21 protein-coding genes, 2 pseudogenes and 1 riboswitch are annotated in these 24,687 nt (G+C 51.5%); of the genes and pseudogenes, 3 read left to right on the forward strand and 20 right to left on the reverse strand.

The genetic code is table 11. The features are described from left to right. Positions 1 to 164: 164 nt before the first annotated feature. The 10 genes from dhaM to FDX03_RS11515 all read right to left on the reverse strand — a co-directional run bounded on the left by dhaM (position 165) and on the right by FDX03_RS11515 (position 14,189). The gene (gene dhaM, locus FDX03_RS11470) at positions 165 to 1,595 is read right to left on the reverse strand and encodes a dihydroxyacetone kinase phosphoryl donor subunit DhaM (protein ID WP_137345952.1); all 1,431 of its coding nucleotides are present in this window, start codon (positions 1,593 to 1,595) and stop codon (positions 165 to 167) included. A 10-nt stretch (positions 1,596 to 1,605) separates the two neighbouring features. Further along, complete coding sequence (dhaL, locus tag FDX03_RS11475; protein WP_005122292.1) at positions 1,606 to 2,238, reverse strand: dihydroxyacetone kinase subunit DhaL; 633 nt, start codon at positions 2,236 to 2,238, stop codon at positions 1,606 to 1,608. An 11-nt stretch (positions 2,239 to 2,249) separates the two neighbouring features. Further along, a complete protein-coding gene (gene dhaK, locus FDX03_RS11480; RefSeq protein ID WP_048211439.1) occupies positions 2,250 to 3,320 on the reverse strand; it encodes a dihydroxyacetone kinase subunit DhaK in 1,071 nt (356 codons plus the stop codon). Positions 3,321 to 3,596: 276 nt separating this feature from the next. Beyond that, positions 3,597 to 5,708 carry a hypothetical protein gene (locus tag FDX03_RS11485; RefSeq protein WP_137345953.1) on the reverse strand — a complete coding sequence of 704 codons (2,112 nt, stop codon included), beginning with the start codon at positions 5,706 to 5,708 and terminating at the stop codon, positions 3,597 to 3,599. A 38-nt stretch (positions 5,709 to 5,746) separates the two neighbouring features. Then, a complete protein-coding gene (locus tag FDX03_RS11490; RefSeq protein WP_101742644.1) occupies positions 5,747 to 7,606 on the reverse strand; it encodes an STY4199 family HEPN domain-containing protein in 1,860 nt (619 codons plus the stop codon). Between the two features lie 395 nt (positions 7,607 to 8,001). Beyond that, entirely contained in the window at positions 8,002 to 9,276 is a 1,275-nt protein-coding gene (locus FDX03_RS11495) for a Glu/Leu/Phe/Val dehydrogenase (protein WP_005122303.1), read from the reverse strand. A gap of 322 nt (positions 9,277 to 9,598) precedes the next feature. Continuing rightward, positions 9,599 to 10,567, reverse strand: coding sequence for a spore coat protein U domain-containing protein (locus FDX03_RS11500; RefSeq protein ID WP_101742645.1), 969 nt, complete (start codon positions 10,565 to 10,567; stop codon positions 9,599 to 9,601). Between the two features lie 13 nt (positions 10,568 to 10,580). Next, the gene (locus tag FDX03_RS11505; RefSeq protein ID WP_137345954.1) at positions 10,581 to 12,866 is read right to left on the reverse strand and encodes a fimbria/pilus outer membrane usher protein; all 2,286 of its coding nucleotides are present in this window, start codon (positions 12,864 to 12,866) and stop codon (positions 10,581 to 10,583) included. Between the two features lie 55 nt (positions 12,867 to 12,921). Then, the gene (locus FDX03_RS11510; RefSeq protein WP_137345955.1) at positions 12,922 to 13,644 is read right to left on the reverse strand and encodes a molecular chaperone; all 723 of its coding nucleotides are present in this window, start codon (positions 13,642 to 13,644) and stop codon (positions 12,922 to 12,924) included. A 14-nt stretch (positions 13,645 to 13,658) separates the two neighbouring features. Further along, the gene (locus tag FDX03_RS11515; protein ID WP_048211446.1) at positions 13,659 to 14,189 is read right to left on the reverse strand and encodes a spore coat protein U domain-containing protein; all 531 of its coding nucleotides are present in this window, start codon (positions 14,187 to 14,189) and stop codon (positions 13,659 to 13,661) included. A gap of 221 nt (positions 14,190 to 14,410) precedes the next feature. Here FDX03_RS11515 and FDX03_RS11520 point away from each other — a divergent pair. Both FDX03_RS11520 and FDX03_RS23860 read left to right on the forward strand, forming a co-directional pair. Beyond that, positions 14,411 to 14,751 (forward strand): annotated as a pseudogene (locus FDX03_RS11520) (transposase); the annotation flags it as partial. Then, positions 14,749 to 14,850: pseudogene (locus FDX03_RS23860) on the forward strand (integrase); the annotation flags it as partial. The pseudogenes FDX03_RS11520 and FDX03_RS23860, both read left to right, overlap by 3 nt. Before the next feature lie 168 nt (positions 14,851 to 15,018). Here FDX03_RS23860 and ychF read toward each other — a convergent pair. Both ychF and pth read right to left on the reverse strand, forming a co-directional pair. Then, positions 15,019 to 16,113 (reverse strand): redox-regulated ATPase YchF, encoded by a 1,095-nt coding sequence (gene ychF / locus FDX03_RS11525; protein ID WP_137345956.1) that lies wholly within the window; start codon positions 16,111 to 16,113, stop codon positions 15,019 to 15,021. A gap of 115 nt (positions 16,114 to 16,228) precedes the next feature. Further along, on the reverse strand, positions 16,229 to 16,813 hold the full coding sequence (gene pth, locus FDX03_RS11530) for an aminoacyl-tRNA hydrolase (RefSeq protein ID WP_003020814.1): 585 nt from the start codon (positions 16,811 to 16,813) through the stop codon (positions 16,229 to 16,231). A 274-nt stretch (positions 16,814 to 17,087) separates the two neighbouring features. Between pth and ychH the strand changes: the two genes are divergently transcribed. Next, positions 17,088 to 17,366, forward strand: a complete 279-nt coding sequence (ychH, locus tag FDX03_RS11535) for a stress-induced protein YchH (RefSeq protein ID WP_048211449.1) — start codon at positions 17,088 to 17,090, stop codon at positions 17,364 to 17,366. Positions 17,367 to 17,412: 46 nt separating this feature from the next. Here the strand turns inward: ychH and FDX03_RS11540 are convergent, their stop codons facing one another. The 8 genes from FDX03_RS11540 to FDX03_RS11575 all read right to left on the reverse strand — a co-directional run bounded on the left by FDX03_RS11540 (position 17,413) and on the right by FDX03_RS11575 (position 24,593). Beyond that, positions 17,413 to 18,222 (reverse strand): cytochrome c1, encoded by an 810-nt coding sequence (locus FDX03_RS11540; RefSeq protein WP_137345957.1) that lies wholly within the window; start codon positions 18,220 to 18,222, stop codon positions 17,413 to 17,415. Positions 18,223 to 18,226: 4 nt separating this feature from the next. Next, entirely contained in the window at positions 18,227 to 19,399 is a 1,173-nt protein-coding gene (locus FDX03_RS11545; protein ID WP_101742648.1) for a cytochrome b N-terminal domain-containing protein, read from the reverse strand. Position 19,400: 1 nt separating this feature from the next. Next, the gene (gene petA, locus FDX03_RS11550; RefSeq protein ID WP_137345958.1) at positions 19,401 to 19,952 is read right to left on the reverse strand and encodes a ubiquinol-cytochrome c reductase iron-sulfur subunit; all 552 of its coding nucleotides are present in this window, start codon (positions 19,950 to 19,952) and stop codon (positions 19,401 to 19,403) included. 24 nt (positions 19,953 to 19,976) lie between these two features. Then, the gene (locus tag FDX03_RS11555; protein WP_048211453.1) at positions 19,977 to 20,417 is read right to left on the reverse strand and encodes a pseudoazurin; all 441 of its coding nucleotides are present in this window, start codon (positions 20,415 to 20,417) and stop codon (positions 19,977 to 19,979) included. Between the two features lie 18 nt (positions 20,418 to 20,435). Beyond that, positions 20,436 to 21,215: an ABC transporter ATP-binding protein gene (locus FDX03_RS11560; protein WP_048211454.1), complete on the reverse strand. Its 780-nt coding sequence runs from the start codon at positions 21,213 to 21,215 to the stop codon at positions 20,436 to 20,438. Next, positions 21,212 to 22,276: an iron ABC transporter permease gene (locus FDX03_RS11565; RefSeq protein ID WP_048211455.1), complete on the reverse strand. Its 1,065-nt coding sequence runs from the start codon at positions 22,274 to 22,276 to the stop codon at positions 21,212 to 21,214. The genes FDX03_RS11560 and FDX03_RS11565 overlap by 4 nt, the downstream gene beginning before the upstream one ends. Before the next feature lie 65 nt (positions 22,277 to 22,341). After that, positions 22,342 to 23,394: an ABC transporter substrate-binding protein gene (locus tag FDX03_RS11570; RefSeq protein WP_048212574.1), complete on the reverse strand. Its 1,053-nt coding sequence runs from the start codon at positions 23,392 to 23,394 to the stop codon at positions 22,342 to 22,344. 210 nt (positions 23,395 to 23,604) lie between these two features. After that, positions 23,605 to 23,835, reverse strand: a riboswitch (cobalamin riboswitch). Positions 23,836 to 24,077: 242 nt separating this feature from the next. Next, on the reverse strand, positions 24,078 to 24,593 hold the full coding sequence (locus FDX03_RS11575; protein ID WP_071887408.1) for a GNAT family N-acetyltransferase: 516 nt from the start codon (positions 24,591 to 24,593) through the stop codon (positions 24,078 to 24,080). Between the last annotated feature and the right edge of the window lie 94 nt (positions 24,594 to 24,687).

A 24,687-nucleotide genomic window follows, 5' to 3' on the forward strand; every position in this document is an offset into this window, starting at 1 on the left:
CTCCTTAGCGGCGTGCCGAAGTTGCGGCATCTACCATGAGAAAACCTTAGTTCAGGATCGACCGTTGCGCGTGATCGGCCCCCCATTTTGCGATTAAACAGACATTTCCTGACGGAGGGAGTGAAATAGCCCACCTTTTACAGATAAAGGGTGGGCTGTGGGTATCAGTCCGCGAGGATCACCCGATTTGCTACACCGTCCAGAGTCAGAGCGTCACCCATCTTGATAGCATCGAGGGTTGCGCCTTGTTGGCATACCCAGCACAAGCCCATCTCGCGGGCGATAATCGCCGAGTGGGAGGCCTCGCTACCGGCGCGCAGGCAGATCCCTTTGATCGTGAGCGGGTCGAGTTGCAGCACGGTAGACGGATAGATGACATCGGCGACCAGAATGGTCGGTCGAATAGACGCGGGGATACGGGCACTTTCGCCGGTCAAATGTTGCAGCGTACGGGACAGCAAATCCTCAATATCAATGTATCGCGCCTGTAAATAAGGATCGTCGAGTTGCAGATACTGCTGACTCAGATCGCGCAGTACGTTATGCCAGGCATATGCTGCGCTACACTGCTCTTCACGCATCAAATCACAGGCCATATCGAAAAGCTCAGGATCGTCGAGCAGCGTGTGATGACCAGAGAAAATGGCGGCGATATCAGCGGAATACTTCTCCTCTGCCAGCGCGGTTAAATCACTCAGGTCGTCGAGTGTGCGTTGAATGGCCGCTTTTAGCCGCTGCTGCTCGTCCTGCATATCCGCGGTCGGGCGATGGGTGACTTGCGGTGAGAACGGCGTATAGCAAAATGCCGTACCCGTTGCCAGCGCTGGCACCGGTACTGCGATGCTTTCAGCGCGTGCTTCTTCGACGGACTCGCCAAAATTCTCAGCCGCCAGCTGTGTAAACGCAGCCAGCGCCGCGTCTGCCTGTTCACCTTTAGCAATCAGGCGCAGCGTGTCATTACAGCGCACCTGCAGAAGTGCTATCTGATTCAGGCTGTCAGGGACGACGCATTTGCCGTTTTTTTCCAGCCACATGTCGGCATTAAAGCCAGACAATGTGGAGACCAGCCGCGATGCCGGGCGAACATGTATACCGTTGGGGTTTCTTACGGTCACGGCAACCGAACGAGCATCGGCGTCGGGTGACAATTCAGCGGGTGCTGTCTTCGCAACAGACGACGAAGGTAAACCCAGTTGCTCACGCTTGGCGTCGAGGGCATTCATGGCATCATTGATGACCCGATTGATATCAGCGCCCGCCGCAGCACTGACGGTTGCCGCCAGCGTACCTTCAACCAGCGGGGCAGCGCACAGACGCACCTTGGCGGCGATTGCCGGATCGAGCAGATCCAACGCGGTTTCCGCACTCAGTAACGCGCTGCCAATATCCATCATCACCAGCACGTGATCCGTGTCTGCCACTGACTCAATGGCCTCCATCACTTTGATGGGGTCGGTGCCAATGGGGTACTCAGGATCGTCAATGCCTGCGGCAATAGCGAGTTTACAACCATCACCCATTAACATCTGTCGGGCTAACGCACCGACGCCTTCGCCCAGTTGGGCGCTGTGAGACACAATAACCAGGTTTACCATCGTTTTATCCTTACTCTCTGGACGCCTGAGCCAACATTTGCATCATAAACATAACGGACGTTGCGCCGGGGTCCTGATGCCCAATGCTGCGCTCACCAAGGTAGCTGGCGCGGCCTTTGCGCGCCTGCATCGTGATGGTACTTTGCGCCGCGGCTTCTGCCTGGGCGCTTGCCGCCTCCAGAGCGGCCTGTACGCTCAACTTTTGCTCACTGGACTGGCGTAAAGATTCGACGACAGGCACCCAAACGTCGCACATGGTTTTGTCACCCGGTTCGGCTTTACCACGACTAATGACACCTTCTGCGCCATCACGCATCATCTGATACAACTCGTCAACCGTCAGACTTTGATGGGCCTGAGTGACCTGCGCGGCGCGGATGAAAAAGGTGCCGAACAGCGGGCCACTGGCACCACCGACGCTTGAGAGCAGTACCATCCCGGTATTTTTCAAAATAAAACCGATATCTTTATCCGCAATGGACGGGAGCTTTTCGACCACTTTACTGAAGCCGCGGTGCATATTCAGACCGTGGTCGGCATCGCCGATTTCCCGGTCAAGGCCGGTAAGAAAATCGCTTTCGGTGGTGAATATTTCGCCGCAGCGATAGAGCCAGTTAACAATTTGTGTTCTGGTGAGGGACATCATGAATCTCCTTATTTACCCCAGTTGAGTGCAGGGGTGTGAACCGGTGCATCCCATAAGCTCAGCGTTTCGTCATCCACTTGTAGCAGGGTGATTGAGAAACCGGTCATGTCCAGAGAGGTGCAGTAAGAGCCAATCAGGTTACGTTCGATGACAATACCGGCATCCTGGCAACGGCTTTCAAGGCGGTTATACACGCCGAAGAGCTCAGACAGCGGTGTCGCACCGAGATTATTGACCAGCGCAATCACGCGATCGCCGCTCTGTAGCGCGCGTTTGCTTTCTTTCCCTTCCTGCCATGCGCCCTGAAGGTGATCCCAGTGACGCAGCGTACGACTGTAGTTGCCGTTTTCCAGCAGGGTGTCAAACATTTCATCCACAGTTTGATCAAGTGAGGAGAATGGACGGCGGTCAATGCCGGGTTCGCCGTGGATACCGACGCCAAACTCCATTTCGTTGTCCTGCAGGGTGAATGACGGTTGACCGGCCGCCGGAACGGTACAGGCACCAATGGCAATCCCGATGGAATGACCCTGATTGTTCAACTGGCGCCCCAATGCCGCGCAGGCATCCAGTGAGTCACCGCGTTCTGCGGCCGCACCGACCAGTTTTTCAATCAATACAGTATTTGCCACACCGCGACGACCGGCGGTGTACAGACTGTCTTTCACCGCCACGTCATCATCCACGACCATCGTGGTGACTTTGACGCCGCTTTCATGCAATAGCTCGGTTGCCGTTTCGAAGTTAAGAATGTCGCCGGTGTAATTTTTGATTATCAGCAGTACGCCTTCGCCGCCATCAATTTGCATGGCGCATTCAAACATTTTATCCGGCGTTGGCGAGGTGAAAATTTCACCCGGACAGGCACCGGAGAGCATACCCTGGCCAATGTAGCCGCAGTGCATTGGCTCATGGCCGCTACCACCACCGGAAAGCAGCGCCACTTTGCCCATCACTGGCGCATCTGCGCGAGTGACATACACCGGGTCCTGATGCAGTGCCAGAGAAGGGTAGGCTTTTGCCAGCCCGGCGAGTTGTTCGTTCAGTACGTCTTCAACACGGTTGATCAATTTTTTCATTGTTTATGCTCCGCAGACAGTCCTGAGATGGCTGCACATATCAGGCAGACATCTGATGTAGGGTATCGGTTTGTACAGCGCCACGGCGACCTCTCGCTGCCGATAAGGTAATTTTGCACACGGGTAGTCAAAAGAAAATTGATGTGATTGGCGTTTCAATACGGAACATTAGCATCTGGTAATGTTCCGTATTGAAACGTATTGGTGCATAAAACAGCGGAAGTGAGAGATGCGGCAAGGTTTATGCTGACGGTATTGTGAATAAAACGTTATTCCTTACTCTTCTTTGCCATTAAAATCGAAAAACCAGAACAGGATAAAACCAATAAAACCAAAAATTAGCAGAATAGCCAGGGTATAGACTTCGTATCGTGCGGCATCTGCGGCAATCGCCTGCAATTTGTCCATTGCCGGGGCTGGCTGCTCTTTGAATAGCATGAGTTGCCATTCATAAAGGTTTGTTGTTTTTATCTCTTTAATCGGTTCCCAAATATGGTTAGCCGCCGCGCCGAGTGCTAAAGCGGAAAACAGTGCGCCGTAAATACGTTGACGTTTTTCCTGACGCTGACTAATCGCCTGGCGCATGAGCTGATCCAATTGCTCTATCTGCGCCATGAGCTCCTGGCGTTGTTCAGATAATCCCCACTGCCGCGAGAGATCGTCACTCAGCTGGTTATGCAGGGCATCGTTGCCGACCAAAGCACCTTTATTCATGGCTTTTAGCGCCCGGGCCTTGGTTTCCAGCATCATTTCGGACCAGTCAGATAAACGACGAATTTTTCCCTTTCGGTTGTGAATTTGCTGCGATTCGAGCAGATCCTTGAGCCACTGTTCAATCTGTTGGGCAGAGTTCGCCAGAAAATTTTCATACTCATGGCTGACATCCGCTACTGAACTGGCCGCTTTAATCAGTATTGCCAGATGTTTATCCTCTTCTTCGCGACAGAAGAATGTGACGCCATGACGGTGAGCGACGACCAGAATATTGCTGTACCACTGGCTGCTGTACTCGCTGGCGGGGGGGAGATCCGCAGGGCTCCGGACGACGCGCGTGCTATCGCTCTGTGCTGCCAGCCAGGCATGGAAAGTGGGGGTATCGATCATACGCATCAGCGGGACTATCGTAATATCACCGCCCTCCGGGATGCGATGCTGATAGACACGAATGCATTTACCCTTTGTGCGGCAATCAAGTTCGGGTAAAGCTATTGGCACAATGGCGTTATCAAGGTAACGGGTAAAATAATTTTCCCAGATTGCGGGTAAAACGTCTTGTTGCCAGGTCAGTTTCGAGCCTGGCTCTCCGGGCGCAAGCTGCTTCGGTGCCGCAATTAGCGTCATTCTGCCTTGATCGTCGTACCAGGGTTGGTTCGGTGCTCCTGGGATTAGTTTATCGCTTCCAGCCAGGCGATAGCTTTCGAGAAAACGCGGAGTATCGTGCGGGCGTAACCCTTGCCAGGCCGCATCTTCACGCTGTTCCAGAGCGGACCACAGGGCATCAAGGCGCGTCCCCTGAATGGGGTTGAGCGAAATAACGATATCATTGCCCGTGCCCACTTCTCGCGGGCGATAAATGGCCAGCAGCCCAAATCCATTGTGCGTCCAACTGCGTTCTTTGTCGCAGCGCGCGAGAATTTTCAGCATCCCGGAAGGGAGCGTTTCGGTGATAAACAGTGCATCAACCACCGTTTGCCGCCGGCCTGTGCCGAGGTCCAGCAGGAGTTGGCAGGTCACCGAACGCTTGATAACGTGTTGGTAAATCTGTTGCTCATACGCCAGACTTGCGACCGCACTTGCATAACATTGCGTGTGCATGGGCATAATGCCTGCGGTGGGGTCTGGGTTGGCTATTATCATATCGCTCAACAGGCGCAGGCAGGCCAATATGTTGTGGCGAACAACGGCAGTATCATCCATGGGTTGCTCGCACAGGCTGCTATGCGCGAGTGCGGATAATAAGCACGCGGCAGAACGCGTCGTATCATCACCGTCCAGATAAATACCGCTTTCCCATGCGGTGACGTATTCCAGCCACGGATGTGTTGATAGCGACAGCGAACCAGCGGCATCGAGATGGTTCAAAAACAGCAACAGCGTGAAACAGGTATCCAGAGAGAAATCTTCGATAACGATTCGTTGTATTCCCTGGACACTTGAGAGTTTATTGCGCCATATAGTCCATTGACGATCGTCGGCATTTGCCACCAGTTCACTCACCGAATTGTAGTGACCTGCACGGTATCCTTTGTTATTGAGCGCGACACCCTTTTGGCTTTCCGTATCATTGCCGTCGCCCAATCCGATCAGCAGGCTGCCTGCCGGTGCATCACGCTGCGACGGATTGAACTCGAAAGTAAACTGCGGCCATGCATTGTTGAATGCGAACATATAATTCTCTTTCGATGGATGTGTTGTTGTATCGCTCATTATTTGACTACGTTATAAATGACCCGTTGTGAGCGACTCCAGTTATCGTCAATCGCAATATTGGGTTCATGGTTTTCTTGTTTCACGCAGTAGTTCTTAACCAGGCTTTTTAACTCTGCCCCGTTGAGTGTGCCGAACATCAGACGCGTATTCAGTTCTTTCAATAACACATCGTGGAGTGAATAGGTGGTAGGTCTTTGCAGTGAAAACTGCGCCGCATCAGCCAGTAAGTCACGCGCATTATCGGCCATCAAACGGCGTTCACAGCGACCCGCAGGTTCATTTTTGGCCATTTCTTCATCGTAAGCTTTCTTCTGGGCTTTCTCAAAATTAAGCGCTCTGTCCAGTTCCGCTTTAATACCCTGAACATCCTTGGCAGAAGAACAAAATGTTTTTAAATAACGAATCTGTATGGGGGTCAGCGTGCCATTCTGGTTCGTTTGCTGACGTAATTTACCGGCCATTCTGAGACAACCGTTTTTTTCATCCATCAACGATGCTGATTGTAATAGGGCATTCAACGTTTCCTGGCGATCTTCCTGTAATGCGGCTTCGGCATAATACAGTTTCCAGCGCATGCCTCCGGCAAGAAACAAATTGACAACCTGGGTATCACCGCGGTCGATAGCGGCGCGAAGATTTTTTTCATCCCAGGCAATGCCGATATTCGCCAGTTCTTTACGCGGATCGCTACTGGTTTCTTTTTTCGCACCGGCAACCGTTTTACCCACTTCCCCGAGATCGCTACGGATGGACTCCGTATTCACCAGCGTCTTGGTTGAGGTTCCGAAAGTCAGTACCGAGCCAACAATAATGACGACGATACCGCCCAGCACCCAGGCCACTCGATTGCGAATGATGCCCGTTTCCATTTTGATTTTTCCAATATCCTGAGCCTGAGCCGCCAGGTCATCCTTTATTCCCTGAACGTCGCCGCCAAGATCGTCAATTTTTTGGGCGGTCCGTTCGAAATAGCGCGCAACCTCAGCATTGCTGTCATCAAAAAAACGATCAGGGTTAACTTTTACCCGACCTTCATCGAAGGCCTCCTGTACCGGCTCAGTAATTTCTCGGTAATAGTAATTCACCAATGTTGTTTGGACGGAGGTTACCCGCTTATGATGCGCCAGACGGTTGCGAATTACGCGAATATCGTCAAGAAAGGTATTCAGTGTTCTACGTTTATCGTTAACAAAGCTGAGCAAAGGGGTATATTGATAAAGTGGAGAATAGTGGATGGGATATTCGTCTTTATCAATAAACAGTGAGGCGAGTTCACTGAAAAGAGTACCGCTCAATACGTCATCACGATCGGCAACGTTCAGCCATTTTTTTACACGTTCCTGACCAAATAATTTGTTCAGGTGCTCAAGTAGGGCTTGTTGGTTATTGTACGCTTCATTAATTAAACTACGAATGGTCAACTCTAATGCCCGTACCTGCTGCAAACTACGTAACTGCTTTTCTTCGTCTTCGTTATTCAGCGTCGTTGAGTAAGTTAATTGAGGCTGTTTTTCTCGCAAATATTCGAGCTGCCACAAAAAACGCAACGCGGCAATGGTTAGATTTCTGTCGGCAGGCTGGCCATCTGTATTTCTGCCGAGCCATTTGTTCAAGGTGCGTAGTGCCGCAAGAAAGCTCGCCATTTCCTGCTCGTTATAGTTAAAGCGGGCCGCTACACTGTTCCAGTTGCCCAATTTCTCTCGGGCTTTATCAAGTGAATCATAAAACGTATCAGGCGAGAGTTGCGTGGGGGCTGGCATGCCCAGCAGGGATAAGATTTGTGGAAATGCGCTGTCGAAAAGAGACAGGCAACGAGTAAAATCGTTGTGCTCAGAAGCAGATGAATGATCGACCATTATATTCTCACATGGTTATTCGCTGAGTTTTCCCGGCCCGATCTAATCGCACTGTGTCAGGCAACTTTCCCTGCAGCCAGAATGCCATAATTCGACAATTATTCGGGATTTTTAATCAGTTCGTCAATATATATGGCGGGCGTAATATTGGTAGTAGACATTGCGGCCAATAATGCGTTGCTATGGGTTCTTAACGCAAATTATGGTTGCTGCGATGGGATTTAATGTTTATTGGCTAACAAACCGCGCAGATATTGGGTAAGTAAAACGCAGAAAGCGGGGCGGATGAATCAGGCGACTACACGCCAATAATGCCACAAATAATGCCGCATTATTGGCGTAACTGACGACTGGCGTTTATCGTCGTTCAAAACGTTGACGTATCTGCCGTCGTATTATCCCGGATAAATACCACGGTCTTTACGTGCCAGCAGGATACGCTCGCAGGCCACAATATAGGCAGCAGTGCGCAATGAGCAGGATTTCTCCGCCGCTTTCTCCCACACATGAACCATCGCATCGGTCATGATTTTATCCATGCGATTGTTGATCTCTTCTTCGCTCCAGAAGAAGCTGGCCATGTCCTGAACCCATTCGAAGTAGCTGACGGTGACGCCGCCTGCGTTACATACGACGTCGGGTACCACGATGATACCGCGGCTTGCCAGCATATCATCGGCATCCGGGTAAGTTGGGCCGTTAGCGCCCTCAAGCACCAGTTTGCAGGTCAGTATTTCTGCACGTTGACGGGTAATCTGCCCTTCCAGCGCGGCAGGGATCAGGATATCCATCTCCACGCTCCAGAAGGCTTCGCTGGCGATAGTTTCCGCCCCCGGGAAACCGGCAATCTGTTTGTGCTCCAACTGCCAGGCGGTCAACGCGGTCATGTCGATCCCGGTGGTGTTAAACAGGGTGGCAGTGTGATCCTGAATGGCAACGACGCGTGCGCCAGCACTGGCGAACAGGCGAGCCGCTTCACTGCCGACATTACCAAAGCCTTGTACCGCTACGCGCGCGCCTTCAACGTCGATATTGGCACGACGAGCCACTTCCAGACCGCTGACGAACACGCCACGACCCGTTGCTTTATCACGACCCAACGAACCGCCAAGGTGGATAGGTTTACCGGTGACCACGCTGGTTACGGTGGTGCCGTGGTTCATGGAGTAGGTATCCATCATCCATGCCATCACTTTGCCGTTGGTGCCGACATCCGGCGCTGGAATATCTTTTTGCGGCCCAATGATAATGCCGATTTCGCTGGTATAGCGGCGGGTTAAACGCTCCAGTTCACCTTCGGACAGCGAGAATGGGTCGACGCGAACGCCACCTTTGGCACCGCCGTACGGCAGGTTCAGTGCGGCACATTTGATGGTCATCCAGGCGGAAAGGGCCATCACTTCATTAAGATCAACATCAGGATGATAACGCACGCCGCCTTTTCCCGGGCCGCGGGAGAGGTTGTGCTGTACACGATATCCTTCGAAATGGCGAATAGTGCCGTCATCCATCTGCACCGGAATATCGACAATTAGCGCGCGTTTCGGGTGGCGCAGGGTATCCACCCAATGGGAAAGTTCGCCCAGGTAAGGGGCCACACGCTCGATTTGTTGCAGGTAGGTATTCCAGGCAGATGTGCTGCTATCTGAAGCGTAAGATAACTTATCCATGATAAACCTTAGTTATAAAAGTAATATGTTCTTAATTTGGCCGTGGTATACAGTGGATCTCACCATATAAACTTAAATTTAACATTTTTTTCAAGAAACGGCCTGTCCTCCAGCCCTCTAATAGCCATATAAAAAATATGTGAATTAAGCGTTAAGTGAATAATTATCTATTGATTTTGCGAATGTTTGCGATCAAGTAGCAATTCAGGCATTTAATATGCATCGTGCGTGAGAATGACTATTTGTCAGATTTATGATGCACCTCTAAAAGTAAACAATATGATAATTATTTGTGTTTTCTTGATTGCATTTTAGCGGCGCGTCAGTAGGTCACTGAGATAGTGACGGTGTCCGCATAGTTGTCGGGGGTGTAGTTCGCGCTGGGAACGGTGGCATACACCGAATATGGCGTAGCGGAGCCGGTGCCAGTGCCTGTAACGGTATTGAGCGGGGTGTTGCCCCACACTGTGCCGGAAGGCCCTGGCGTTGAGCTGAGCTGATAGGGCACTTTATCGCTGTTTGCCCCCGTTCCGCTCATCACACCGTTGCCTGCAGTATTGCCGTTGGAGGGTTGCAGTCCAATGGTATAAGGGGTGTTATTGGTGCATGCCACCCCGATGGTATTTGATGCTGTCGCATTGCGCTGAGTTGCCTTCACCGGGGTAAAACTAATGTTAGTGGCCGATGTGATATTGCACTGTTTGCTGACAGTGGCTGATACGCTGAAGGGAAGTCTGGCGGCAACGGTATCACCGCACGTGGTGGGCGGAATAACTAATCCAGGGTTGAGGGTGATAAGCGCCGTGGCTGCCGTATAGCTGTCCTGATAGCTTCCGGGGACTGCAGAAGTTTGCGGCGTGACGAGCTGAGCGGATACTGTCAGTGAACCGGTCACTGGGAGCAAATTGAGCAAGTTAAGTTGTACCATGGGAACCGAGGTTCCGCTCTGATACTGACTCCCCCAGATTTTACTGTGCCCGGCGTCCTGATATAGCTGATAGCTCAACGTTCTGGCAGGTGTTCCGCTTAACGACATATTCCGTGTTGCCACCTGACCGCTGACGCCCGATGCGCCAATATTAAAACAGAGGTTAATCCCCGCCAGTACGTCGGTCACTTCTTTTGCACAAGTCCAGGTAAAGGTCATTGAGGTCGTTGCGCCTGATGATGACAACGGGTCCACTGCACCAAAACTAATTGGTTGGACGTTACTGACGGAGCAGGTGACCGCATGACTTATCCCTGGACAGACGAGGAGTGCAGCGATAAACAGCAACTGTCTTAATTTCATGAATGAACTCCTGCTATTGTGACCGACATTCCAGCGGGCCTATTTGTACAATCCCCTTTGCATTGGCGGGATAATCGAATTGTGCGTTACAGCTACCGGTATCTGTGTCAACGCGTAACCTGTTGTGCTGTTCCAGGCTGTCAAACCAGGCCATTCCATCGAATCCGACGACGGATGACTGGCCTGCGCCGTTAGTGATATATGCCATGCTGCCCTCAGAAATGGCCTTACCCTGTTCATTAACGAGAGTAACCTGCGCGGCGCGTACGGGAGTGATACCAAAACTGACCAGGGTTCCGGAGCGATCCGCCGGCGTTGCATTGGCTTCAGCGCGGGCGATCCGCATATTGGCGGGTAGATCCATGGGGTCAATACTGATTTGATTGTTTTGATAGCTATTGAGTGACGTGACCAGCAGCAGACCCTGATCGTCGCTGCGACCGACAAGGTTGTTTTGCAGCTTGACTGGCACGTCCGGAATGCCGTCTGTTGATACGACGGCAAAACCATTGTTGATTTCCCGAGCCGCGAACAAACCTCCCCCCATCGCAACCAGGGAACCGGTCGCACCAGCATAACCGTAGTGGTTGTCGGGCAGGCGGCTAAATCCGGTGTAGGCTTTTCCGAAACGGCCCAAATACCCGACTTCTCCCTGGCCGCTTTGCCGGGAGGCTTGCTGGCTGGCAGCGACGTTCCATCCCCAGCCGCCGTCACCCGGTGGCGTTTGGCTGGCATTGATCTGGTAGCCGGTTTCATTATTGGTATGTTGTACGGTACTGCTGGCGCTCAGATTACCGCTGGTGGTGACCGTCACCATCAGGTAAACGCTGCGATCGCGGGTGTCGTCAATATTCTGGTTAAATCCGGCATTGAGTGAGATGTTTTCGGTGACGGATTTGAACCAACTGGCGTTGGCGTAGCGTACCGCGCTATCGTGCGGATAGCGAAACTGCAGGTAACTCAGGCTGACATTGCCGGCTGACGCCATTGCATAACCTATTACCGTATTGCTGCTCAGCGAGGGTGGCGGCTCACCATAATGGGTCGCGACATCACGGTAGTCACCCGACGTCGCCGTTGTGCTGGTGCTGAAATTAAACTGTTCACCTGACCAACGGTAACCAACACTGTACAAAAATCCACTTTTCCCTGAGTCCGTACTGGCTGCCAATGCGGTGGACACTGTGCCGCTGCGCGGGCCGGGAACCCAGTCATTGCTAAAACCTGCGTTAATCAGCCCATCACTGGTTTCCGCGTGTGTACCTGCAGTAAAGGTGTTACTGAATCCCCGACGCCAGGTCCCGCTAAACACAGGGGCACTGGCATAATCAAATGAGGCGTAACCGTAATTCTCTCTTACTGCGCCTAATTCCGCTGACCAGGCTGTTAGCCCTTCTCGCAGGAGTTGCTGATCGTTGTAGAACGAGAAATTTTGTACTGTCGTTCTGCCCAGCGCGTCGGTCATCATCACCTGACCGGTCCCTGCGCCACTGATATTAGGCATGGTGTTGATTTGAAAACTTCCGGCCGGAACCTCCCCGTTGTAGTACTTAACCCCATTGACGTACAACTCAACGTTTGAAGGAAGCGTGGCAGAACCAAGATAGGAGGGAAGCGGGGTGGTTGGCATGTACGGCTGTAAACTAAAATCGGTTCCTATCTGGATGCCGCCAATGCGGGTCGGTCGGGACCAGGTGAGTGAGCTTGTCAGGGTATCGCCAACGTTTATCGCCAACATATTTTCCGGAAATGACGTGCGCCAGCGGGTGTCCATGCGGTAGAAGGCATTATCTGCGTTGGGCGCGGTGGAATATTGAGTCAGTTGGGTTGTGCTTAACACCCCTAAGCCATTAAACGCGCGCAACTCGCTAAATGTGTTGGCGCTGGTTTCATCTCCCTGCTGAGCATAGACATCGTAATTGAGTAACACCCCACGTGAGTTTGATGCTATTGGTGTCGCTTCGCCGGTCGGGTTCACCTGCGTGGTGGCAAGATCAAGGGAACTGAGCGGCACAGTGAGCGCCAGAGTTTGTTGTTCGACGTTGTAGTCAATGCTCAGTTGGGCAATATCGTTCAGGCTGACGGTGGCAGCCGCATTTTGCGGTAAGCGAAAACCCAACTGTCGTAGGGTATTGGCGCCAGCATAGAGTTTTTCATTCTCATAGCCAAAATGAACCAAGCCGACAGGGTTTCCATTCAGGGTCACGTCAAGATATAAATCGATGCCCGCAAGAGGTGTTGCGTCGCCAATAATTCCACTGTTTGTCTGGTTATTATTGACCGCGTGAGCTGAAACCATTCCAGATAATAATGCTCCATTGAGTAAGCAACATTTCACCAGAAGCCAGGATCTCTTAGAGATCTTGTACTGTTTTTTGGCCATTAACTGTTACTTCAACTTTACCGCCATAATGGGTATCGCTGGCGGACGTGGATAATATCCACCGCATTGTTGAGCCCGGAAGAACATAGCCTAATAGTCCCGGCGTAATGACCTTTTTCGCACCATTATGGTTTATAAAGGTTGCCGCTGATAATTGCGCATGACCATTTCCCTGATTACTGACTTCAAGAAATTTTTTGCCGTCAAGTTGCTGTAATTTCCATTGCAATTTGGCCTGGGTTTCAGCCTGCGCCGTTGGTTGAATAAACACTGGTACGGAATAATGCAGCACAAACTGAAGTTTATTTTTTTGTAATTTTGCTGGCGGTAATTCGTCAATTGATAACCGATAGGCATCTTCGGTATGTGTCGATGGCGGGCCGGTGCGAATAACACGAATCAACTGGCGTTCACCAGGGGCTAACGCCAGCATCGGCGGGCTGATAACCAGCCCCTGAGAGGGAGACAGCTTATCGCCATAAGCGCTTTGGCTCCAGAGAAAGACCCGAACCTGGGCATTCAGCACGTTTTCTCCGGCATTGCTTAGCCAGATCCCATCGGCATTTTGCGACGCTTGCAGCGTTAATGTAACTGGGGCAACCTGCAATCCGCTGGCTGTCGCCGGATTTACGCTCATAGCCGCTCCTAACAGGCATGCGCAGGTATACTGCTGTACAGGCAGTTTTACTGTCATCTGTGTTCCTGAATTTAGTAGTTAACGTTTACCGTTACAGTGTCGGCATAGTCGTCAGGTGTGAAGTTCGCGCTTGGCGCGGTGGCATATACGGTAAAACTCTGTAGAAGCCCAGTTCCCTGGGATGCAACACCATTTCCTACCGTGGTGGCGGTGGCCGTATTCCCCCAGACCGGTCCTGTTGCTGATGTTTGGTTCAGCTGGTAAGGCACTTTATCGGTATTGTTTGCTGCATTTGCGACAGAGGACATGGCTCCGGACCCCGTGGGTGTCCCGCCGTTGGCCGCTGAAGGTGCCAGGCCAATAAAGTAGGGGGTGGTTTTTGAGCAATTAATTGAAATTGTGTTGCTTGCGCTGGTATTTGTCGCAGTGGTATTCACCGGACCGAGAGTAATATTTGAAGCCGACCCCGCAGTGACGGTACACGCTTTTTGTATCGTCATCAGTACCTGAAATGTCCCGCTTGTAGACGCTGCGTTTGCCGCCGGAATAATGGAAAAGGCGCCGCAAAAAAGAATTAAGCGTTTGTCGAAGACTAGAGCCATATCCTTCACCTTTTTCAAATAACCACATTTTTTGCTTTAAAAAAACAATAATGTGACACAAGAAGACATGAGTTAACCCTAGAATAAGTATTAGACGTACGCCAGTTGATCTCATGAATTTTACTTAGAGAAAAGGTGATGTCGTCGACAAAAAAATAATACCAACGGGTGAGTATGTCGTTTCTTTTTTATGCTACTCGAAAGTATGCCGTGGGGTCGCTATTTCGGAGGCCAGCTATTACAACTGGAAGGCAAAGTATGGCGGGATGGAAGCGGCCGATATTAAAAAATTCAAAGACCTTGAGGATGAGAATCGACGTTTGAAACAAATGTTTGCCGACCTGAGTCTGGAAAATCTCACGTTAAAAGACGTCATCGAAAAAAAGCTTTAAAACCAGCGATAAAGCGTGAGCTCGTCAGCTATCTGACGGCACAATTTGCCATGAGTTTACGCCAGGCCTGCAGGACGTTATCGTTGAGCTGGACGGTGTATTTTTATCAGCCCAATACCGGACGTGATGAACCAGTGATCCATGCGCTGACTGAGCTGGCAGAACGCTATAACAACGAGCGGCCTCATGAATCCCTGAACAACCTGACGCCGGAAGAGTACCGGCTGATGGCTGAAAAACCGGAAATTTCAAAAAATGCGTGGAACTAAAACAGGTGTGCTTACAATTGCACTTACCAGCGTGCTCAATTTTAGCTGCGTTTCTAAGGTGCTGACACGGTCGCTATGAAAACAAAAATCCACGCAACTGCGTGGATTTTTTTCGCGTTCATTGATCTGACAAAGCTCCGGAAAGCCTGATCAGACAGCAGAAGCAACTTAAACGTTGAACAGGAAGTTCATCACATCGCCATCTTTAACGATGTAATCTTTACCTTCTGCACGCATCTTGCCGGCTTCTTTCGCGCCTTGCTCACCTTTATAGGTGATGAAGTCTTCAAACGCGATGGTTTGTGCGCGGATGAAGCCTTTCTCGAAGTCGGTGTGGATCTTACCAGCTGCCTGCGGGGCCGTTGCGCCGACAGGGATGGTCCATGCACGGACTTCTTTCACACCCGCGGTGAAGTAGGTCTGCAGGTTCAGCAGTTCGTAGCCTGCGCGGATAACGCGGTTCAGGCCCGGCTCTTCCAGACCCAGTTCAGCCATGAATTCTTCACGGTCAGCATCATCGAGTTCTGCGATGTCAGCTTCAACAGCGGCACAAACGGCAACCACGACAGACCCTTCAGCGTCGGCGATTTCGCGAACTTTATCGAGGTACGGATTGTTTTCAAAACCGTCTTCGTTCACGTTGGCGATATACATGGTTGGCTTCAGCGTCAGGAAGCTCAGGTATTTGATGGCTGCTTTGTCTTCATCAGTCAGGTTTTTCAGCGCTCGCAGCATACCGGCGTTTTCCAACTGCGGCAGGCATTTTTCCAGTGCAGCCAGTTCAGCTTTAGCGTCTTTATCACCGCCTTTGGCTTTCTTCTGTACACGGTGGATAGCACGCTCGCAGGTGTCGAGATCGGACAGTGCCAGTTCGGTGTTAATAACGTCGATATCGTCAGCCGGATCCACTTTATTGTTCACGTGGATAATGTTGTCGTTTTCGAAGCAGCGAACAACGTGACCGATAGCTTCGGTTTCACGAATGTTGGTCAGGAACTGGTTACCCAGGCCTTCACCTTTGGATGCGCCTTTTACCAGACCCGCGATATCCACAAATTCCATTGTGGTGGGCAGGATACGCTGCGGTTTAACGATTTCGGCCAGTTGATCCAGACGAGGATCGGGCATCGGGACAACACCCGTGTTCGGCTCGATAGTACAGAACGGGAAGTTTGCCGCTTCAATACCCGCTTTTGTGAGCGCGTTGAACAGGGTGGATTTGCCTACGTTTGGCAAACCGACGATACCGCATTTGAATCCCATGTTTAAATCACCTTAATCTTTTGATATTCAACCTGTTATGGAAAACAGATTGTAGAAATGTAAATAACTTTGCCTATTATACACAGCACGCGAGAAAAATGCCGCACATCGCTGCTCATTGCGCTTTAAAGGTGTGTAACCGGCTCGTTGCTTTGGTGAGTCCATCTTTGAATAAAATCTCGGTACAACGTGCCGCTTCGTCAATGGCTTCATCAATTAACTTCTGTTCTGAAACAGGCGGTTTGCCTAAAACAAAACCGACAACTTTATTTTTATCGCCCGGATGGCCGATTCCAACGCGTAAACGATGAAAGTTAGGGTTATTGCCTAACTTGCTGATGATGTCTTTCAGGCCGTTATGTCCGCCATGACCGCCGCCGAGCTTAAATTTGGCGACGCCGGGCGGCAGATCTAATTCATCGTGGGCGACCAGAATTTCATCAGGGTTAATGCGATAAAAGCTGGCCATTGCGCCAACGGCTTTGCCGCTCAGATTCATAAATGTGGTCGGTACCAGCAGGCGGACATCTTCACCTTCAAGCGTGACTCTGGAGGTGTAACCGAAGAATTTCGGCTCATCGCGCAGGGGGGCACGGAGTCTCTCTGCCAGTAAATCGACGTACCACGCGCCTGCATTATGTCGCGTTGCCGCATACTCTGCGCCGGGATTCGCCAGGCCGACAATCAATTTAATCGCCACGTAATTTGTCCTGAGTGTGTCTATAACCGGCGTGTAGTTTACTGTTTGCCGACGCGCTTGACAAAAAACTGCGTGGGTCGCACCGAATACTGAATAATTGCAGAAGTGGACTATTGGAAATTGAGGGTGTTCAGTAGCTTATTTGTAAAGTTTTGTTGCGTTGGTGTTTGTATTTGTGATCACAGGCGCACTTGCGAATGGCAGTGTTGTCTATACTTTACACATAAGGATTAGGGGTATTCCCTGTAACAACCCAAAGTTCCGGAGGTGACACATGAAACGCAAAAACGCTTCGTTACTCGGTAACGTGCTCATGGCTTTAGGGTTGGTGGTGATGGTTGGTGGTGTTGGTTACTCTATTTTAAACCAGTTACCGCAATTTAATCTGCCACAGTTTTTTGCACATGGTGCCGTGCTCAGTATTTTTGTTGGTGGCGTCCTCTGGCTGGCGGGTGCCCGCGTCGGCGGACATGAACAAATCAGTGACCGCTACTGGTGGGTTCGCCATTACGACAAACGCTGCCGTCGTAATGATAGCCAACGCCACAGCTAAGTGCTGACATAACCTGCAGACCAGCCAGCGTTACGCTGACTGGTCGTTAGTTTTTCTCGTTGCTGCGCGAGCGGGATCGCATGCGCTGTAACAGTGCTAATAGCGCCAACATACTCGCCAGATATCCCATAACGACCGCTCCCTGATGTTTTCTGCTCTCAAGCTGCGGGTCAGCGGCCCATGCCAGAAACGCGGTGACATCTCGTGCGTACTGTTCTTCTGTTTGGGGAGCATGCGTTTGCATAGCCCAGGTGATGTCATTGTCAGCCAGCGGTTTGGGCATATTAATTATCCCGCCTGGGAAAAAACGGTTGGTTTTCATCTCCGGGTCATCGGTTGCATACCCGGTCAGCAGCGCATAAACATAATCAGCGCCTTGCTCGGTGTAGGGGGTGAACGCATCCAGTAAAAATCGCGGAAACCCACGGTCGTAGGTTCGCGCTCGAACGATATAGCTCAGGTCAACCGGCAGCGCGCCATTATTAAGGTATTTTGCTTCCTGTTCATTCAGATAAGGTGACGCGAAAACATCGTTCAGGTTGCCTTCCCGTTCGCCGGGTTGACCGTCGTCTTCAATTGTCGCGAAGACGTAGCCGCTGGCCAGTGTTTTGGCCTCCGCCTCACTGAGTTGCGGCCCTCCAGCTTTAGTTAACGTTTTGAAAGTGAGATATTTCATACCGTGGCAGGCCCGGCATTTCTCTTCATAGACCTGCAGCCCGCGTCGCAGTTGCTCGCTATCGTGTTTACCGTTCACGCCGCTAAACGACCATGTCTGCGCGGTGGGTAGCTGTGCGCAAATCGCGTTGCTCAATAAAAGAGCCAGAGTCAGAGTTGCTGTGGGTAAAAATCGCGCCATGATGTCAGTCCTGTCGTTCCAGTAAACGTCGGCACGGCAGCACAAGCAGAAACCATGCAAAATAAATAACGGTTGAAAGCTGAGACGCCGCGCGTGTCCAGCCATCGTCATCGCTAAAACCATCAATTAAGTCCGGCCCGACCAATGCTTTTGAGCCCAACCAACCCAGAAAGAGCGCATTGGCGACCCACAGCCAAAAAATGGCTTTAACCAGCCGACTGTTATTACGAAACCGTGCGTGTGACGTATCCAGCCACGGGAGAAAATAGAAAATCAGTACCGCAGCGCACATCGCAGTGATGCCTGCCAGTTCATTGGGGAAGCAGCGCAAAATGGAGAAGAAAGGCAGGAAATACCATTCAGGCGCGACGATAGCCGGTGTGAGTGTCGGGTCTGCCGGAATAAAGTTATCGGCGCTGCTGAGATAGTGCGGCGCGAAAAACAGAAACCAGGCGAACAGCATTAAAAAGAGGGTGAGTTTGATTGCATCGTTTTCGGTGATGCGAAAATCGAACAACACACGCTGAGACTCTTTGGGCGAAAATGTTTTCTTCCGCGCGTGGGCAAAAGCCGACTGGACGGTACGGATGTGCCATATCGTAACCGCGACAATGGCGAAGGGGATGATAAAGTGAAGGACATAAAAACGGCCTAATGTCGGCGTGCCGGGCATATAGCCACCGACCAAAAAGGTATATAGCGTATCGCCAATAAACGGTATCGCCCGGGCGAAACTGGTGATGACCGTAGCGGCCCAGTAGCTTTTTTGCCCCCAAATCAGGCTATAGCCGAGAAACGCGGTGATCATCAACAGCACATACAGCGTCACGCTGATTGCCCACATCTTCAGATAGGGTTTGCGGTAGACGTTGTAATACATTGCCCGGAAAATATGCAGATAACAGGCGAAGAAAAAAAGCGACGCGCCAATAGCATGCAGATTGCGCACCAGCTCACCGTGTCTGACTGCGCGCAGAATATGAACAATAGAGTCAAAAGCGGATCCCGCTGTAGGCACATAGAACATAGCCAGCACGATACCGGAGAGCATTTGCACGCCCAGCATGACCAGCAATATGAGACCGATAGCAAAGATCCACACGCCAGCGACTGAGCGGGGGACAGGAAGACGAAACTGCAGGTGATACCAGGGGGAGGACGGATAAGCGGATTTCATCTCAGGCATCCTTCGTACCAATACGCAGACTCAGGCCGTCAGCCGACACGCTAAAGTCAGGGATGGCCAGATTCGCCGTGGCCGGGCCTCGTGTTACGCGCCCGGAGGTGTCAAACTCTGAACCATGACACGGGCAGACCCAGCCCTGTCCGTTGGGGTTGGCATTGGGTACACAACCCGCGTGGGGGCAGTAACCTTGTACTACCAGCCACTGTGGATGTGCCGCTGCCACCCGCTCGCTATCCGCCTGTGGATCGGCCAGTAGACGCAGATCAGCTTGCCGCGCCGCGGCAATCTCCTCCGCCGTGCGGTGGCGAATCAGGATCAGTTTTCCCTGCCAGATACGCTTCACCGTCTGGCCTGCTGTTACGCCTGCGAGGGAGACATCAACAGGTTCATTTTCCGCCATCGTTTTATCATCCGGACCCAGCGCGGAAATGAGTGGCCAGACGGCGGCAGTCACGCCCGCTGCGCCGACAAATTTCGTCAGCTTGCACAGGCAATCGCGCCGCTGAGTTTGGATTGTTTCGCTAAGCGTTTTTTTGTCCACCACCGTTATTCTCCCTTTGTGACGGCGTTACTGTTTATCGATGCGGGTATAAATTTCCTGAAAACGCTTATCGGCAAGACCAGGGGCTTTGAACGCGCGGTAGCTGTCGGGTAAAACGGCGTCGCCGACTTTAATCAGCATGATCATGCCCTGCGCGTAGTGCGGTGAACATTTGATGCCGTAGAAACCTGCGTTGTCGTATTTCACTTCAATCTCTTCATCGATTTTGCCGATAAAGCCGGGGTATCCGGCGGGAGAGAGTTCGGCAATCGACGCGGCATTGTGGCTCTTATGTTTGCGGATAAACTTCACGCTATCACCTGGCTGGATCGCCAGATAGTCCGGCTCATAAACCATCGGGCCGCCTGTACCGCGGTTTTTCATCAGCACTTCGTAGGTTTGTGCAAAAGCCGTCGAGGTGAAGGCTAACAGGCATAAGATTTGCAAACTTTGCTTAACACATTTCATTGCGGTTCCTTTCGGTGTTTACGCGGGGCGTTGGTAACGGATAAAACAGTTCTCTTCGTCGGGGGCGTGTTCGACAATCGCGTCGATCCCAAACCAGCTATTAAGATTTTCACGGGTAAAAATGGCGGCAGGACGCCCCTGCATCGCCAGCTGTCCGGCTTTCATCACCATGATGCGGTCGCAGAACATCGCCGCATGATTCAGGTCGTGTAGGGCGGCGATGACGGTGAGTTTTTCACGTTTAACCAGATTGAGCAGGCCAATCTGATGCTGGATATCAAGATGGTTTGTCGGCTCATCCATCAGCAGTACCTGCGGCTGTTGTGCCAGCGCTCTGGCGATGTGCAGACGTTGACGCTCTCCGCCGGAGAAGGTATGCCAGCAGCGATGCTGCATGTTTTGTAGAGCGACTTTCTCCAGCATCGTCTGCACAATATCGTCGTCTTTCCTCGACCACGGCGACAGCAGGCTCAGCCATGGCGTGCGGCCAAGCGAAACTGCCTGAATGGCGGTAAGACGCTCACTGGTTTCAGCCTGTTGTTCAACCAGTGCCACCTTTTGCGCCAGATGGCGGCGTGAATAGCGTCGAATATCCTGATGGTTTAACGTAACGTGCCCGGAAGACGGTTTCAGTAAACCCGCCAGGAGCGAAATCAGCGATGTTTTCCCGGAACCATTGGGGCCGATAATGCCGACAAACTCGCCGCGCGAGACCTGAAAAGAGACATCATTGACGATGGCTTTGCCTTTGACCTCCCAGTACAGATGCTGGGCGTTTACCACAGGATTAGCGGTCATTTCCCCGGATTCCCTCGTATCAAAATGATGGCAAATGCAGGTGCGCCGACCAGTGCGGTAATCACGCCGATCGGCAAGACCTGTCCTGGAAGTAAGGTGCGTGAAATAACATCCGCGACGATAAGGAAAATGGCACCAATAAGAGCGCTGACGGGCAATAGGCGATGGTGCTGATTTCCCACCAGTAACCGCGCAGCATGGGGGATGACCAGTCCGACAAAGCCAATGGCGCCGACGATTGATACCATTATGGCCGTCATCCCTGTTACGGCGGCAATCAGTACGCCACGGGTGCGTTTAACGGGAATGCCCAACGATGCCGCCGATTCCGCGCCAAACGAGAAAGCATCCAGATGGCGGGCGTAGCAAAAGCAAACGACGATGCCAATCAGCGCAGTAGGGATGGCCAGCACGACATCCGGCCAGCGTACCCCGCTGAGATTGCCCAGCAGCCAGAACATGATGCCCCGAGCCTGTTCGGCATTGGCTGAGCGCGTAATGATGAGCGAGGTAATGGCATTGAACAGCTGCGAACTGGCAATCCCGGCGAGAATGATTTGCGTGGTGGCCGAGCCGCTTTTGCCCCTTGCCGCCATCGCCAATAGCGCGACAAACAGAAATGCCGTCAGCGCGCCAATAAACGCGCCAAGCGACATGGAAATGATCCCTGCGCCAAGTCCGGTCAGGGCGATGAGCACCGCGCCCGTTGAGGCTCCGGCAGAAATACCCAGCAGGTAAGGTTCGGCCAGCGCATTGCGCAGCAGCGACTGGAGAACCACGCCTGAAACCGCCAGACAGGCTCCGCAACAGGCGGAAACCAGCGCGCGGGTCAGGCGGTAGTTCCAGATAATCCCGGCATCAAGCGCATCCACCGCATACTGTGTATCAAACAAGCGGTTTGCCAGCGTATGGCTGACATGCTGCCACGGGATAACCGTCTCACCGATTGAAATGCCCGCCAGAAGGACGCCGCACATCACCATGCTGACCCACAGCGCGTGGAACAGCGTCCTGCCTGCAAGCTGGCTCATGGCATGACGCGTCCTGCGTAATTCGCTCATTGTTTACGACTTCCCGGAATACGAAAGGGCGCTATGCCCGTATAAGGCATAACGCGCGACGAGAGTTAGTGAGTCGTCTGAGGGTGCGCCAGACCATATTGCACCAGCGCATCGGCGAGTTTTTCCAGTCCGTCAATGGTTCTGATACCCGCGTTCATGGTTTGCACGTCGATCACCGGCAGGTGGTTTTCTTTCACTGCCGGGATCAGCCGGGTAACAGGATCGGACGTGAGGTATTCCATTTTGACTTTCCAGTCATCGGCCGGGAAGCGGCGACGGCCCATCTCGCCGAGGACGATGACCGATGGATTGGCTTTGGCAATGGTTTCCCAACCTACTGTTGGCCACTCCTCGGCGGAATCAATGACATTTTTCACCCCAAGAGATTGCGCTATCCACGCCGCGGGGCCAAATTTCCCGGCTACATAGGGGTCAAGCTGCAGGTCGGCGCTGGAGAACCAAAAGACGGCAGATACGTGGTTGTCCATGCCGGCAATCTTAGCTTTCGCAGCGGCTTCACGTGCTTTCAGGCTGGCAATCAGTTCATCGCCTTTGTCCTGTACATCAAAAATTTTCGCCAGGTCGGCAATTTCCTGATAGACCATGGCGATATCAAACATGCTCTTACGCACGCCGTCGCCGCCGTCTTCGTTGTCTTTGGCACAATCGGCTGGGGCGGTATAAACCGGAACGTGTAATTCGCTAAATTGTTCGTAAGAGGCAACTGTGCCCGCAGGGCCAATCTGCCATTCAAACTGACTGGCCACCAGATCCGGTTTTTTCGCAATAATCCCTTCGAAACTCGGGATGTTTTGCGCAATGACTGCAATCTTGTCATTCGCTGCTTTGTACTGTTCAGGTACCGGGCCAAACCACAGTGATGTTCCAACAACACGATCGGCCAGACCCAGGGAATAGAGGATTTCAGTACTGTTTTGTCCAACGGTAGTCACGCGTTTTGGCGCATGATTAAACGTAATATCCCTACCACAGTTTTTGATCGTTAATGGATATTCTGTTTTTGCCGCAGAAGCCATATTGCTGGTCAGGAAGAGTGCTGCGCCAGTCAGTGCCAGAAGTGAAAGTTTGCAATAAGCAGAAGTTATTTTTGCGTGCATTAGCGTTGTCCCGTTCATGCCAGAATCTGAACGTCTGGTCATGGTTCATTTCGTTCCATAAATTCGGGACAGGCACATGACGATAGATGACATCTAATCGTGAACTGCGGGCAAGATAATATGAAAATAAAACATATTGTTGCCAATTTGTTCAGAAATTATATTATTCATTCGTCAAATAAATCACCCCATGGACCATCCCGTCCACTCAATGTATACAACCTTGACAGCAGGTCTCCTGGCTCGCGGCAATCTGAATATCGGCCTTCCCATAAAGGCGTTCTTTACAGTGACCTGTCGTGGATAATCCACGACACAGTGATATTCAGTTTCCGCTTACAGTTGCGGGGGCAGCTATGGCATAAGATTAAAATAATCCGCACCATATTCCGTTTCAAAATGATAAATAGATTCTGAAATACTGTCGGTGGGGACTTTATCGGTATCGAATAGCCCCGTCAACCGCTTGAATAAGTAGGGTTGATACCGCTTTTATTTTTAAATTCAATAAAATCAATTCGTTGCTTTGGTGTTTGTGACATTAATTATGTGAAAAACACAAATACCGATAAACTAAATGAGAATTGTTTGATGTTGATCAATTAATGTTTTCTTTGCCGAGCTGACCACGCTTAATAACGAAATTTACTGTGATATTTAATTATTTGCGCGGCGTCACATTTTTATTGATATTTTTCCATGTGTACGATTTGCTGTTCGCCACCTTCATCAAAAAAGACGGTAAAGTGATTTCGCAACCAAAATTGATAGCCACCAGGTAAAAAGTGGTGGGTGTGCAGATAGCGTATTTTATATTGTTGTCGGTCGCAAAATTGTTCCGCCAGCAGGACAAGTTGGCTGCCTATGCCTTGCCGACGATATTCCTGTGCGACGTAGCAGCGACAAATTTCCGCGGTTGAGGATAATTGATAGCGTCCGCGCAGTGCAGGTATTCGGTCATCGTACTGGCAGACCGCCAGCGTAGCGATAAGTTGCTGTCGGTTATTCCATGCGCCGAGCAACAGATTTCGCGGTTGATGGAGGTAGTGTGAGCGCAGATTTAATACATCTGCATGCGGTTCAGGTGCTGGTCGGTTAGCGTTAAAATAGAGATTTAAATGGTGGATAATAAACGACTGAACGGACGAAATATCAGCCTCAGTTATTTCACGGAATATAAATGTAGTATCAGCGTTCATCGTTGCAGATATCATCAGAACCAGGGGAACTGGATAATAGCAACTCAGACGCGTTTACAGAAGAGAAGTGTTACCGGCAAGCCTGCGCAAGCCG

This window comes from Citrobacter sp. wls827, assembly GCF_005280875.1.
GTDB classification, from domain to species: Bacteria; Pseudomonadota; Gammaproteobacteria; order Enterobacterales; family Enterobacteriaceae; genus Citrobacter; species Citrobacter youngae.